The organism is Kitasatospora sp. NPDC048715 (assembly GCF_043198905.1).
GTDB lineage: Bacteria > Actinomycetota > Actinomycetes > Streptomycetales > Streptomycetaceae > Kitasatospora > Kitasatospora lactacystinica.
The window spans coordinates 96,372-108,882 of record NZ_JBICVH010000025.1; the positions used below are offsets into that span (position 1 = coordinate 96,372).

At 74.6% G+C, this 12,511-nt stretch carries 12 protein-coding genes; 7 read left to right on the forward strand and 5 right to left on the reverse strand.

Going from position 1 to position 12,511, the window contains the following annotated elements; translation table 11 throughout:
* Positions 1–72: 72 nt before the first annotated feature.
* The gene (locus tag ACGFSC_RS37770; RefSeq protein ID WP_359902179.1) at positions 73–1,374 is read right to left on the reverse strand and encodes an ABC transporter substrate-binding protein; all 1,302 of its coding nucleotides are present in this window, start codon (positions 1,372–1,374) and stop codon (positions 73–75) included.
* Between the two features lie 174 nt (positions 1,375–1,548).
* Between ACGFSC_RS37770 and ACGFSC_RS37775 the strand changes: the two genes are divergently transcribed.
* Entirely contained in the window at positions 1,549–2,064 is a 516-nt protein-coding gene (locus ACGFSC_RS37775) for a hypothetical protein (RefSeq protein WP_380351887.1), read from the forward strand.
* 110 nt (positions 2,065–2,174) lie between these two features.
* Positions 2,175–3,041 (forward strand): formyltetrahydrofolate deformylase, encoded by an 867-nt coding sequence (gene purU / locus ACGFSC_RS37780; RefSeq protein ID WP_359902185.1) that lies wholly within the window; start codon positions 2,175–2,177, stop codon positions 3,039–3,041.
* Between the two features lie 79 nt (positions 3,042–3,120).
* Here the strand turns inward: purU and ACGFSC_RS37785 are convergent, their stop codons facing one another.
* Together ACGFSC_RS37785 and ACGFSC_RS37790 are read right to left on the reverse strand one after the other, a co-directional pair.
* Positions 3,121–4,326, reverse strand: coding sequence for a zf-HC2 domain-containing protein (locus tag ACGFSC_RS37785; RefSeq protein ID WP_359902188.1), 1,206 nt, complete (start codon positions 4,324–4,326; stop codon positions 3,121–3,123).
* Positions 4,323–4,889 carry a sigma-70 family RNA polymerase sigma factor gene (locus ACGFSC_RS37790; protein WP_359902191.1) on the reverse strand — a complete coding sequence of 189 codons (567 nt, stop codon included), beginning with the start codon at positions 4,887–4,889 and terminating at the stop codon, positions 4,323–4,325. The genes ACGFSC_RS37785 and ACGFSC_RS37790 overlap by 4 nt, the downstream gene beginning before the upstream one ends.
* A 676-nt stretch (positions 4,890–5,565) precedes the next feature.
* On the opposite strand from ACGFSC_RS37790, the gene ACGFSC_RS37795 reads away from it, so the two are divergent.
* Positions 5,566–6,039, forward strand: a complete 474-nt coding sequence (locus ACGFSC_RS37795; protein ID WP_359902194.1) for an ATP-binding protein — start codon at positions 5,566–5,568, stop codon at positions 6,037–6,039.
* Positions 6,040–6,442: 403 nt separating this feature from the next.
* On the opposite strand, the gene ACGFSC_RS37800 is transcribed toward ACGFSC_RS37795, so the two are convergent.
* A complete protein-coding gene (locus ACGFSC_RS37800) occupies positions 6,443–7,426 on the reverse strand; it encodes a helix-turn-helix domain-containing protein (RefSeq protein ID WP_359902197.1) in 984 nt (327 codons plus the stop codon).
* A gap of 120 nt (positions 7,427–7,546) precedes the next feature.
* Here ACGFSC_RS37800 and ACGFSC_RS37805 point away from each other — a divergent pair, with 120 nt between their 5' ends.
* The 4 genes from ACGFSC_RS37805 (at position 7,547) to ACGFSC_RS37820 (ending at position 11,094) form a co-directional block, all read left to right on the forward strand.
* On the forward strand, positions 7,547–8,863 hold the full coding sequence (locus tag ACGFSC_RS37805) for an MFS transporter (protein ID WP_359902200.1): 1,317 nt from the start codon (positions 7,547–7,549) through the stop codon (positions 8,861–8,863).
* A 76-nt stretch (positions 8,864–8,939) separates the two neighbouring features.
* A complete protein-coding gene (locus ACGFSC_RS37810; protein ID WP_359902203.1) occupies positions 8,940–9,467 on the forward strand; it encodes a GNAT family N-acetyltransferase in 528 nt (175 codons plus the stop codon).
* Between the two features lie 110 nt (positions 9,468–9,577).
* Positions 9,578–9,922: a DUF4229 domain-containing protein gene (locus ACGFSC_RS37815; protein WP_359902206.1), complete on the forward strand. Its 345-nt coding sequence runs from the start codon at positions 9,578–9,580 to the stop codon at positions 9,920–9,922.
* 29 nt (positions 9,923–9,951) lie between these two features.
* Positions 9,952–11,094 carry a LacI family DNA-binding transcriptional regulator gene (locus tag ACGFSC_RS37820; RefSeq protein WP_359902208.1) on the forward strand — a complete coding sequence of 381 codons (1,143 nt, stop codon included), beginning with the start codon at positions 9,952–9,954 and terminating at the stop codon, positions 11,092–11,094.
* A gap of 73 nt (positions 11,095–11,167) precedes the next feature.
* On the opposite strand, the gene ACGFSC_RS37825 is transcribed toward ACGFSC_RS37820, so the two are convergent.
* Complete coding sequence (locus tag ACGFSC_RS37825) at positions 11,168–12,376, reverse strand: MFS transporter (RefSeq protein ID WP_359902211.1); 1,209 nt, start codon at positions 12,374–12,376, stop codon at positions 11,168–11,170.
* Positions 12,377–12,511: the final 135 nt, after the last annotated feature.

The following is a 12,511-nucleotide window of genomic DNA, read 5'->3' on the forward strand; positions in this document are numbered from 1 at the left end:
CAGCGGCTCCTGAACGACGAGGGGGACGGGCCGCAAAGGCCCGTCCCTCTCTCTCGCCCCGGGCGGTCCGCGTCAGGCCGGCGGACGGCCCCCGGTGAGCGCCCAGCGGATGTCCACGAAGCCCGGCTGCTGCAGGGTCATCCGGCCGTTCTTGACCACCTGGTAGGTGACCCAGGTGTTCACCAGCCGCGGCGACCCGCCGCTGGGCAGCATGTTGGTGGTGCCCCAGTTGAGCGGCGGGGTGATCCCGACGTCGATGCCCTCCCCGCTGTCCAGCAGCGAGGAGACCGTCTTCGGGGTGACCGTCCGGCCGCCCTCCGCCAGCTTCTGCACCGCCGTCCGGAACACCTCGTACGCGACCCAGGTGGTCTGCACGCCCGGGTCGGAGACGTCGATGGGGTGCCCGCCGGTGGTGTCGGTGCGCACCACCGCGCGCAGCCCGTCCCAGATCTTCGCCGACTCCGGCGGGTACCAGCTGGTGACGTAGGCGCCGCCGAGCGGGCCGGCGTCGCCGCCGGTGGAGTCCACCACCGACTGCTGGACGCTGCCGATCACCGAGGCGATCCGGGTGTTCTTCGCGTTCAGCCGCCGGTAGGAGTCCAGCAGGTTGCCGGTCGGCTCGGCGGCCAGGGCGCTGGTGATGCAGTTGCCCGGCTCGTCCTTGCCGATCGCCTTGCGGATCACCGGGGTGTAGTCGGAGGACTGCTCGGGCGCCTTGACGTCCGTCAGCTTGATCCCGGCCGGCCGCAGGGCGGTGCCCAGGTAGCCGAGCAGGTTGTCGCCGGCCGGGGTGTCCGGGCGGACCAGGGAGACGGTCCGGCAGCCTGCGTCCACCAGCTGGCGGCCGTTGCCCGCGATCAGCGCCGGCATGCCGCCGTCCACCGGGTAGGACAGCGGGCTGGAGAACTCCGGCTGGGAGAGCCCGTAGCCGCCGATCAGCGGGATGCCGGCGCGCTCCAGCACCGGCATGAACGCCTCGCCCCACTGGCTGTAGGAGCCGATCACGGCGACCACCTTGGCGTCCACCGCCTGCTGGGCACAGGCGCGGGCACCGTCCGCGGTGTTGTGCTCGTTGCAGGTGATCACGCGCAGCCGGTGGCCGTTCACGCCGCCCTTGGCGTTGACGTCCTGGCCGATGGCGGAGGCGAGCGCCGTCATGCCCGGGCGGTCGGCGGAGCCCGTGCCGGCCGGGGCCCAGGTCATCACGGTCAGGTCGTCGCCGGTGGTCGAGGCATCGGCCGGTCCGCCGCACGCGGAGGCCGAGAAGAGGGTGGGGAGCAGGGCCGCGGCGGTGGCGGCGGCTGCGATCGGGCGTCGGCGGCGGCGCCGCACGATCGGGGGACGGGCCTGGAAGGAGTCCCTTCGGCTGGTCATCGCTTTTCCCTCTCTGGGGCGCACTCCGGCGCACCGGAGCAAGCCAAGCCCCGGCGTCACAAGCCGAGAGGGCAGAAATGCGAACGGATGGCGAACGGCCGCCGAAATCCGGAGTGGTACGCGTGTAGATCGCGAGTGGAGCACGAACAGAGGGGGAACGTACGATCGTTCACCATGTCCGCCAGCACAGATTCTTCGTATCGGTCCGCCCGAAACCCTTCTCGTCCGGGTCACCGCTCCAGCACGATGGGCGGCATGCCGCTCAACGACCTGCCCTGGTGGCGCTGGCGAGCCCGACTGCGCTCGGCGCTGCACATGCTGTCCGACCCCGCTTTCCAGCAGGAGACCTGGCTGACCGGCCGGGAGGGGTACGGCGACGTGACCGACGCCGTCTACCGCCTCGTCGAGGACACCTGGCTGGACCGCTGGTCGGCCGAGAAGTACATCGGGACGGTCCTACGAGACTCCGCCGAGGCCGCGCTGGTGGACGTCGCGGTGCTGCGGGCCGTGCAGATGCTGCACGAGGTCGGTGCGGACGCGCCGGCCTCCGCCTACCTCGGCCACCCCGGCTGGCCGGAGACCGTCCGGGCCGCCCGCGAGGCGCACGTCGTGCTGGCCTCGGGCGACGGGGACGACCCGGACGCGTCGCCCAAGTCGCTGGACGTGCTGCGCATCCTCACCCGGCTCTGACCCGCCGGACCGCCGCCGTCCCGCAGTACGGGCAGCGGGGCGGCGGGTGTCCGGGATGTGACACGCTGGACCATCCACGCACGTCACGACCTCAGAACGGGAAACTCCCAGTGGAACAGCAGCCGGTCAGCGCCCAGTACGTCCTCACGCTGTCCTGCCCCGACAAGCAGGGCATCGTCCACGCTGTCTCCAGCTACCTCTTCATGACCGGCTGCAACATCATCGACAGCCAGCAGTTCGGGGACGGTGACAGCGGGCTCTTCTTCATGCGGGTGCACTTCTCCGCCCCCGAGCCGGTCACCGCCGACAAGCTGCGGGCCAGCTTCGCCGCGATCGGCGCCTCCTTCGGGATGGACTGGCAGATCCACCCGACCGAGCAGCGGATGCGGATCGTGCTCATGGTCAGCAAGTTCGGGCACTGCCTGAACGACCTGCTCTACCGCACCCGGATCGGCGCCCTGCCGGTGGAGATCGCCGCGGTCGTCTCCAACCACACCGACCTGCGGGACCTGACCGAGAGCTACGGCATCCCGTTCCACCACATCCCGGTCACCAAGGACACCAAGGCCGAGGCCGAGCAGCGGCTGCTCGACCTGGTCGCCGAGGAGAACGTCGAACTGGTCGTGCTGGCCCGCTACATGCAGGTGCTCTCCGACCGGCTGTGCACCGAGCTGTCCGGCCGGGTGATCAACATCCACCACTCCTTCCTGCCGAGCTTCAAGGGCGCCAAGCCGTACCACCAGGCGCACGCGCGCGGCGTGAAGCTGATCGGCGCCACCGCGCACTACGTCACCGCCGACCTGGACGAGGGCCCGATCATCGAGCAGGAGGTGGCCCGGGTCACCCACGACGTCAGCCCCGACCAGCTGGTCGCGCTCGGCCGGGACGTCGAGTGCCAGGCGCTGGCCCGCGCGGTGAAGTGGCACAGCGAGCACCGGGTGCTGCTGGACGGGACCCGTACGGTCGTCTTCGCGTGACCGCTCTCCGCGCGGGTCGTTCCGCGTAACCGCTCCGCGCGGGTCGCTTCGCGTAGGCGTTCGCGCGGACGGCGGGCCGCTACGGCCGGGAGAGCAGCGGGAGCGCGTGCAGCACCTCGCGGACCGCGGCCCGGTCGCCGTGCTCGCCGACCGGCAGCCGGTCCGGGTCGCGGTGCGCGGCGGCCAGCTGGCACAGCTCCAGGCCGTCCAGCACCATCGACGCCACCGGCTCCCCGCCGGGCGGCCCGCCGCTGCCGACGGCGGCGCCGTCGCCGTCCAGGGCGATCAGCCACTCGCCGCCCGCCGGGCCGTCGACCATCAGCCGCACCCGCCGGGCCGTCCGGGCCCCGCCCTCCGGCGCACCCGGCGCCCAGGCGTGCTCGGGCCGGGCCGCGCGCAGCCCGGCCAGCGCCCGGGGGAGCAGCCGGACCACCAGCTCCACCATCTGCCGCAGGTGCTGCGGCGTCGGCGGGTCGTACGGGTAGGCGACCGCCCGGGCCACGTCCTCGCCGTGCACGAAGCACTCGAAGGCGCGGTCCACGAAGGCGTCGCGCAGCGGCAGCACCGCGAAGCCGTAGTCGACCGGGGTGTTGCCCTGCGGCACGAGCGCGGCGCTGCGCACCAGGTCGTGGGCCTGCCGCCGCCAGCGGGAGCGCACCGACTGCGGCGCCAGGCCGGCCTGGTCGGTGATCAGCCGGGCGGTGCGCGCGGTGACCCCGGCGTACCGGCCGCCCTGCGGCGGGACGCGCGGCACGGACGGTCCGGCGGCCGGCTCCTGCGGGGGCACCCGCCGCCCGGTCGGTGCGGCGGGCGGGCCCGGAGCGGCCGGCACCGGGTCGGGCAGGCCGAGTGCCAGCGCCAGGAAGCCGTCCACCGCGGTCAGGTGGCCCAGCACCTCGGCCGGGCGCAGCCGCTCGGTGCCGCCGTGCCACGGCAGTTCCGCCACCTCCTGCCACTCCTCCGGGCCGAGGTCGCGCAGCAGCGCGTCGAGCTTGGCGGTCTCCGCCGTGTACGGCATGCCCCAGGCGGGGACGGGCAGTTGGGCCGGCCGGCGGGCCAGGCACCAGTCGAGCACCTGCTGGCGCAGCGAGCCGGGCTGGTCCAGCGGCTCGTCCAGGGAGAGCCAGCCGGCCGCCTCGCGCAGCCGGGCCGCCTCCTCGGCGCACTCCCGGCAGTCGCGCAGGTGCTGCTCCAACTCGGCGGCCTCGCGGGCCGGGCAGGCGCCGAGGGCCCACGCGCCGAGCATCGAGCGCAGGGCGTCGTGCCGCTCCTCAGTGCCGCTCACGTCTCCCCGTTCCCGTCCCCGGTGCCGTCCTGGCGGGCGCGTTCGTCGGCCAGTTCGGTGGCCAGCAGCTCCAGACCGAGCCGCATCCGCTGCTTGGCGGCCTGCTCGCTGATGCCGAGCAGTCGGGCCGTCTCGCGGTAGGTGCGGCCGTCGTAGTAGGTCACCGCGATGGTCTCACGCAGGGGTTGGGGCAGGGAGTCGACCACGTACTGCATCCTCGCGGCGGTGGCCACGGCGCGGATCTCGGCCTCCGCGCCCGGTGCGAGTTCGGCGGCCCGCCGGGCCCGCAGCCGTTCGACCGCGCGGTGGTGGGTCAGCGCGCCGAGCCAGGAGCGCAGGGTGCCCCGGTCGGGGTCGAAGTCCTCGGGGTGCTCCCAGACGTGGGCGAAGACCTCCCGGGTGAGCTGGGTGGCGGCGGCCTGGTCGGCGAGTATCCGTCCGGCCAGGCCGTGCACCATCGGTGCGAGCTGGTCGTAGAGTTCGCCGAGCGCCGTCTCCTCGCCGCGGGCGAGGCGGCGCTGCAACTGCTCGTCCCAGCGCGGGGTCCGCTCCGGGGTGGCCATCGGGAACCACCCTCCTGACCGGGTTCGCTGGCTTACCCAACGGTATCTTGCGGCCGGGCGGCGCCGGGGGCGATTGCGGCAAGAACGGAACCGTTCCCGGCGGATCACCCCTCCTCATGGATGTGCCTCCCGGCCCGGATCCCTCGCCCGGATCCCTCCGGGATCCTCGCCGGGGTCCCTCGCCCGGCCGGGTCGTCCTCCCGCGGCCGGATCGTCGGGCGGTACGACGGTCGGCCGGTGGGACCCGTCCGCCGATGCCACTGTTCGAGGGCCGTCGGACACATGTCGCACGGGTGGTTCGCGAGTGGCGGGCGGGGTGCGCGGGGCGCACGGCGGTAGGTTCCCGACTGCGGGACCGGCGGGTCGGCCCGGGACGGACGATCACCGGTACGAGCCTCGCGAGAGTGAGCGGGACAGTATGCACCGCGCTGTCGCCCGATCGCCGGAATATGCCCGAAGCGCTTGCTGCGGTCCGTCCCCCCGCCCATCCTGAGGCGTATTCGTGTCGCGGCGGGGTGCCCGACCGGCGAGACGGCGCGGGCGAGTGGGCGCGGACGGACAGACCGGGCGGGCGCCCGGGCACGGCTCGGGTGGCGCCGGGCGACGTGCGAGGGCCCGCCGGCCGATCCGGCCCGATCGGGACTATGGCCGAACTGCGAGTGCGGGTGGTGGAGCGGTGCAGGTTCTTCAGGTACAGCTGGCGGTGCAGGCTGACCCCGCCGAGGTCGGCCGGGCCCGCCGGTGGGTGCGCTCGCGGCTGCTGAACCACGGGGTGGACCCGGACGCGCCGATGGCCGAGACGGTGGTGCTGGTGGTCTCGGAGCTGGTGACCAACGCCGTGGTGCACACCGGCTGTCCGGCCGTGCTGAGGCTCTGTCTGCCGGTGGCCGACGGCCCGCAGGAGGGCGGACCGGCCGCCCCGCTGCGGGTGGAGGTCGCCGACGCGAGCCGGGCCGCGCCGACGCCGCGGCACGCGGGCGCGGACGAGGACGCGACCAACGGGCGCGGCCTGGAGCTGGTCGAACTGCTCTGCGAGCGCTGGGGCTGGTACCCGGAGGACTCGGGCAAGCGGGTCTGGTGCGAGATCGGCAGTGACGCCCGTCCCGCGGATCCGCTGGCCGACGTGGACTGGGCGGCTTTGGCGCAATAGCGGCTTTCGCGGCGGCCGTCGGACCGTGCCGATCACGGTGCTGATCACCGGCCGAAAGGTGACGCAACCATTCCGAATTTCGGACTACCCATTGACGTGACGTATCCGACTGATCACGCTTGGGTGCGGCGCTCCGTCGCGAGGGGACGCCGAGGGGACGTCCGTCCACCGCCGCGGTGCCGCTGTCCAGGGGATTCGTGCCGGCAGGGCGGACCGCGGACGGCCGGTCACGGGCCGCTCCTCGGCGAGTGCGGAGGGTGTGGCGCGGGATCAGGGCTCGCGCGCCGGGGTTGGATGGCGGCCTGCCGTACCGTGCTCGGGGTGGGCGCGGCCTGCCGCCATCCGATCCGCCGCCGGCGCGCGACGGGATCCGGCCACCGGTCGGGCGGTCGCCGGGCCGCGCTCAGGAAGCGCGGCCTTCCGGGAGGGAGCGGAAGGTGCGCCGGTAGGCGCTCGGTGCGACGTCGAGCCGGCCGCGCAGCTGAAGTCGCAGCGAGGCGGCGGTGCCGAAGCCGGACTCCCGGGCGACCTGGTCGATCGTCAGATCGGTCCGTTCCAGCAACTGGCGGGCCCGCTCGGTGCGCTGGGTGGTGATCCACTGGCCGGGGCTGGCGCCGGTCTCCTCGCGGAAGCGCCGGGTGAAGGTCCGTACGCTCATCCCCGCCCGGTCGGCGAGCTGCCGCAGCGCCAGTGGCCGGTCCAGGTGCTCCAGCGCCCAGGCGCGCACCGCGGCGGTGCCGCTGCCGCCGGAGTCCACCGGGCTCGGGGCCTCCACGTACTGCTTCTGCCCGCCCTCGCGCCACGGCGGCACCAGGCAGTTGCGGGCCACCGCGTTGGCCACCGCGCTGCCGTGGTCGCGGCGCACCACGTGCAGGCACAGGTCCACCCCGGCGGCCACCCCGCCGGAGGTGAGGATGTCGCCGTCGTCGGTGTAGAGCACGTCGGGGTCCAGCCGCACCTTGGGGAACAGCCGGGCGAAGCGCTCGGTGTAGCGCCAGTGGGTGGTGGCCGGGCGGCCGTCCAGCAGGCCGGCGGCGGCCAGGATGAAGGAGCCGGTGCAGATCGACATCAGCCGGGTGCCGGGCCGGATCCGGGCCAGCGCGGCGGCCAGGGGCGGGGTGAAGCAGGCGTCGGCGACGGCCGGAGCGGAGTCGGCGGAGGCCGGGATCAGTACGGTGTCCGCCCGTTCCAGCAGTTCGGGCCCGTGGTCGACCATGACCCGGAAGTCGGCGCTGGTGGTGACCGGCCCTCCGTCCAGGGTGCAGGTGGCCACCTCGTACAGCGGCCGTCCGGCCGGATCCTTGGCGCCGCCGAAGATGCGGGCGGGGATGCCGAGTTCGAAGGCGATCACGCCCTCCAGGGCGAGTACCGCGACCAGGTGTGCCATGCCGTCCCCTCGGGCGTCGGTGGGTCCGGGCCAGGGTACTGCGGGCCATGGCCCGAATCTTGCGAAAGCTGTCATTCAGGCCACTCGTCCGGTCCCGGGCGGCCCGGAACACTCGTTCGCGTGACCGAACGCAGCGTCCTCGCCCCCGCATCCCGCTCCGAGCCGCCCGACCCGGCCAAGCGCCCCCGGGTGCACTACGCCTGGGTGGTGGCCGGCGTCTCCCTGCTCGTCCTGCTCGGCTCGGCCGGCTTCCGCTCCACGCCGAGCCTGATGATGGACGCCCTGCACAACGAGTTCGGCTGGTCGCTCGGGACGATCTCCAGCGCCACCTCCGTCAACCTGACGCTCTACGGCCTCACCGCCCCCTTCGCCGCCGCCCTGATGGACCGGTTCGGGGTGCGCCTGGTGGTGGTCTGCGCGCTGCTGACCATCTCGGTCGGCTCCGGGCTGACCATGCTGATGCGCGAGCCCTGGCAACTGGTGCTCTGCTGGGGCGTGCTGGTCGGCCTCGGCAGCGGCTCGATGGCCGGAGCCTTCGCCACCACCATCACCGGGCGCTGGTTCCGGGCCCGCCAGGGCCTGGTCACCGGAGTGCTGACGGCCGCCGGAGCGGCGGGGAACCTGGTCTTCCTGCCGATCGGCGCCTGGCTGGTCGAGCAGCACGGCTGGCGTTCGGCCGTGGTCGTGGTCTCGCTCGCCGCCAGCGCCGTCGCCGTCCCGGTGCTGCTGCTGATGCGCGAGCGCCCCGCCGACGTCGGCCTGCTCCCGTACGGTGCGACCGAGGCCCCGGCCGCGACGGTCACCGACGGCCGAGCCCTGGCCCGCTCGCTGCGGGTGCTGCGGAACGCCGCGCGCGTCCGGGCGTTCTGGCTGCTGGCCGGCTCCTTCGCGATCTGCGGCGCCACCACCGCCGGCCTGGTCGGCACCCACTTCATCCCGGCCGCGCACGACCACGGCATGCCGGTCACCACCGCCGCGAGCCTGCTCGCGCTGATCGGCGTGTTCGACGTGCTCGGCACCGTCTTCAGCGGCTGGCTCACCGACCGGGTCGACTCCCGGGTGCTGCTGACGGTCTACTACGGGCTGCGCGGCCTGTCCCTGCTCCTGCTGCCGCAGCTGCTGGCCGGATCGCTCCAGCCGCCGATCCTCGCCTTCGTGATCTTCTACGGCCTGGACTGGGTGGCCACCGTGCCGCCGACCGTCGCGCTGTGCCGCCGGCACTTCGGCGAGGACGCCCCGATCGTCTTCGGCTGGGTGCTCGCCGCCCACCAGATCGGCGCGGCCGTCGTCGCCGGGCTGGCGGGGCTGGCCCGTGACGCCCTCGGCAACTACGACCTCACCTGGTACGGCGCCGGCGCGCTGTGCGCGGTCGCGGTCGGGCTCTGCCTGGCGCTGCGCGGCGGGCGGGCCGACCGGGCGGTGCCGGCCCTCCCGTGACGGGCGGTCCGCGCGCCCGGGGGCGGCGCCGGACCTCCCGGTGGGACCGTCGTACCGGACGTCTAGGCTCCGCTCCATGGCGCTCACCTTCACCCTGGACCCCGAGCTCGACCCCGATCTGCGGACGGAGATCGTCCGGCTGTGGGCCGACGTCACCAACGCCGGCGGGGCGGTCGGCTTCGTGGCGCCGGTCACCGAGGAGGAGGTCCGGGACACCGCCGAACGCCAGTTCGCCGGGGTCGGACCGGACGGCCCGGACCGGTTGCTCGTCGCGCACGAGAGCGCGACGGGCCGGCTGGTCGGCGTGCTGTTCTTCGAGTCGATGCGCTTCGACCTCATGGAGCACTGGCGGATGCTCAAGCGGGTCATGGTGCACCCCGACTTCCAGGGCCTCGGCCACGGCGCCCGACTGCTCGCCGAGGCCGAGCGGACGGCCCGGGAGTGGGGCCTGGAATCGCTGCGGCTCACCGCGCGCGGCGGCCTCGGGCTGGAGCGGTTCTACGCCCGCAGCGGCTACCGGGAGGTCGGCCGGGTGCCGGCCGCGATCCGGGTCGCCCCCGGGGACGACCGGGACGACATCACCCTCTGGCTCGACCTGCGCTGACGACCGCCCGCCGGGCCGCGGGCCGGATCGGGTGCCCCGTGCCCCGCTCCGGCCGTCAGGCATGCTTGACTGGAGAACCCGCCCCAGCGCAACGAAGAAGGACGTGTCGAGTGACCAGCAACGGCCCGGAGAAGTCGCACGCCACGCTCCGCTACACCTCGCTGCGGGTCAGCATCTTCCTCGGCTGCCTGCTGGTGGCCCTGCTGCTCGGGCACTTCGGCGTCATCCCGGTCAGCGGTGAGGCCGGCATGATCTTCCTGTTCCTGCTGGCCGCGATTGCCTCCGCGCCGCTCAGCTACGCGCTGCTGAGCAGGCAGCGCGACGAGATGTCCACGCAGATCAGCGGCAAGGTCTCCGGGATGCGCAGCCGTACCGCCGACCGGATCGCCGCGCAGAACGCCGAGGAGGACGCCGCCGACGACGCCGCCCGCTCGGCCACCGCCGGCCAGAACTGACCGGGGCCCGGCCCCGGAGCGCAACCGCCGTGCCCGCCACCCGAGACTCCGCGCCGTCCGAGCCGCCCGCCGGGCAGCCGCCCTCCGAGGGGGCGTCCGTCGAGGCGGCGTCCGCCGGGCAACCGTCCTCCGAGGGGGCGCTCGGCACCTGGCCGGCCCCCGTCCGCCGCCCCACCGGGCGGGACGTGGCGCGGCTCGCCGGGGTCTCCCAGGCCACCGTCTCCCTGGTCTTCTCCGGCGCCGAGGCCGGCCGGCGGGTCTCCGAGGCCACCCGGGAACGGGTCCGGGAGGCCGCCCGCAGCCTCGGCTACCGCCCGCAGGCGGCCGGGCGGCAGCTGCGGCTCGGCCGCAGCGGGATGATCCTGCTGGCCGTGCCGAACCTCCAGGGCCCGTTCTTCGGCCGGGTGCTGGAGGGCGTCCACGAGGAGGCCGGCCGCAACGGCCTGGCCGTCGTGGTCAGCTCCGGCTGGGGCAGCGCCACCCTGGCCGAGGCCGCCACCGCCGGCCGCTTCGACGGCCTGCTGATCTGCTCCCCGGACGACAGCCAGCTCGGTGAGCTGCCCGCCGACACCCCCGCCGTCTTCCTGGACGCCGACCCCGGCACCGACCGGGCGCGGCCGACCGTCGAGCTCGACGTGGCCGGCGGGATGCGTGCCGCGGTCGAGCACCTGGCCGCGCTCGGCCACCGCCGGATCGGCCGGCTGCGCTCCAGCCACTCCGCCTACACCTTCCGGGTCCGGCAGGCCGCCTTCGAGCAGGCCGTCCGTGAACTCGACCTGGACGTCGTGGAGTTGGGTGTGAGTCTGAACGACGGCCACCGGGCCGCGCGGACCGTCGCGGGCCGGCTGCTGGAGCGGGCGGACCGGCCGCGGGCGGTGATCTGCGACGACGACGTGGTCGCCTCCGGGGTCTACCAGGCCGCCGCCGAGCTGGGGCTGCGGGTGCCGGAGGACCTGTCGGTGGTCGGCATGGACAACGTCGCGGTGGCCGCGCTGCTCGCCCCGCCGCTGACCACCGTCGACCTGCCGGGCGAGGAGCTGGGCCGGGCGGGCGCGGCCGCGCTGGCGGCCCTGCTGCGCGGGGAGCGGGTGGCGCCGGTCGCGCCGCTGGCCACCTCGCTGGTGCTGCGCTCCTCCACGGCGCCGGCCGGTACGGCCCCGACCGGGCGGTGACGGTCCGTCACCGGTGACAGGACTGCGCCCGTCGGCCAGACCACCGGCGGGCGCAGTCGTTCGTGGGGGTGGGTCAGCCCACCGGGACGGGCCGGGCGGCCGGGGCGAGCGGCACCGGGTGGAACCAGCGCCGGGCGCCGAAGAGCACCAGTCCGCCGAGTGCGATCCCGCCCACCGCGCACAGCGCCACCGGGCGCAGCGAGTCCTCGGCGAGCTTGCCGGAGACGGCGTAGCCGAGCGAGTTGCCGGTGGCGAACAGCGTCACCAGCCAGGCGAACGCCTCGGTGACGGTGCCGGCCGGCGCCAGTTCGGCGACCAGGACGAAGGCAGCCGCCAGCAGCGGGGCCAGCATGACCCCGGAGAGGAAGGCCAGCGCGGCCATCGGGTACGGCCCGGGCAGGGTGACCAGCGGCAGGTAGGAGGCGGCCATCGCGAGGGCCATCACCCAGGTGCGGGTGGCCGTGGTCTGCCGCCAGGTGACCGCGCCGTAGGCGAGCGCGCCGAGCAGGCCGCCGAGCGCGGCCAGTGCCAGCAGGGTGCCTCCGCCGCCGGGCAGCGTGCCGACGTGCTGTTCGGCGTAGGCGATGAACAGCACGTTCTGCGCGCCGACCGCCCAGCCGGCCCCGGCCAGTCCGACCAGTAGCAGCACCAGTCCGGGGGAGCGCAGCGGCCCGAGCAGTCCGGCGGACCGTTCCTGCGCCGGAGCGCGCCAGGCCCGGGCGGGACCGGCGGTGGCGACGATCAGCGCGCCGGCCAGTCCGAGCCCGGCGGCCACCCAGAGTGCGGCGACCGGGCTGAACAGCCCGGAGATGGTGGCGACGGCCAGCGGACCGGCCACGTAGAGGATCTGCTGGGCGGCCGAGTCGAAGGCGTACGCGGTGTCGAGCTGCTTCTCCTCGACCACGTCCGGCCAGAGCGAGCGCAGGCAGGGTTCCAGCGGGGGCATGGCGAGGCCGGCGATCGCGGCCCCGATCGGCGCACCGAGCGCGGAGCCGGGGGCGAGGGCGAGCAGCGCGTACCCGCCGCCGGCCACCACGGCGGAGGCGAGCAGGACGCGCGGCTGTCCGGTGCGGTCCACGATCCGGCCGAGCACCGGGCCGCCGACGGCGGCGGCGATCGCGTAGGCGGAGGTGGCCAGTCCGACCCGGCCGTACGTCACCCCGGCGTCGCGCAGGGCGAGGGCGATGACGAGGGCGGTCATGCCGGCGGGCAGGCGGCCGAGCAGGGTGCCGAGCAGCAGGCGGGTGACGTGCGGGGCACGGAGCAGGGCGAGGTAGCCCATCGGCCGTCCTCTCCGGTTGGGCAGGCAGGGGCAGGGACGCCGTCAAAGTTATACGTATAACTGCTCAGCGGTCAATCGGGCCGCCGAGCAGGCCTGATGGGGCGTCAGCTTCGTTCGTGTCCGGAGTTCGGGCTG

Coding starts and splice junctions, on each gene's coding strand:
- ACGFSC_RS37810 (WP_359902203.1), top strand. CDS start 8,940: ATGGCGCTCACCTTCACCCTGGACCCCGAGCTCGACCCCGATCTGCGG.
- ACGFSC_RS37790 (WP_359902191.1), bottom strand. CDS start 4,889: ATGGCCACCCCGGAGCGGACCCCGCGCTGGGACGAGCAGTTGCAGCGC.
- ACGFSC_RS37800 (WP_359902197.1), bottom strand. CDS start 7,426: ATGGCACACCTGGTCGCGGTACTCGCCCTGGAGGGCGTGATCGCCTTC.
- ACGFSC_RS37770 (WP_359902179.1), bottom strand. CDS start 1,374: ATGACCAGCCGAAGGGACTCCTTCCAGGCCCGTCCCCCGATCGTGCGG.
- ACGFSC_RS37825 (WP_359902211.1), bottom strand. CDS start 12,376: ATGGGCTACCTCGCCCTGCTCCGTGCCCCGCACGTCACCCGCCTGCTG.
- ACGFSC_RS37775 (WP_380351887.1), top strand. CDS start 1,549: ATGTCCGCCAGCACAGATTCTTCGTATCGGTCCGCCCGAAACCCTTCT.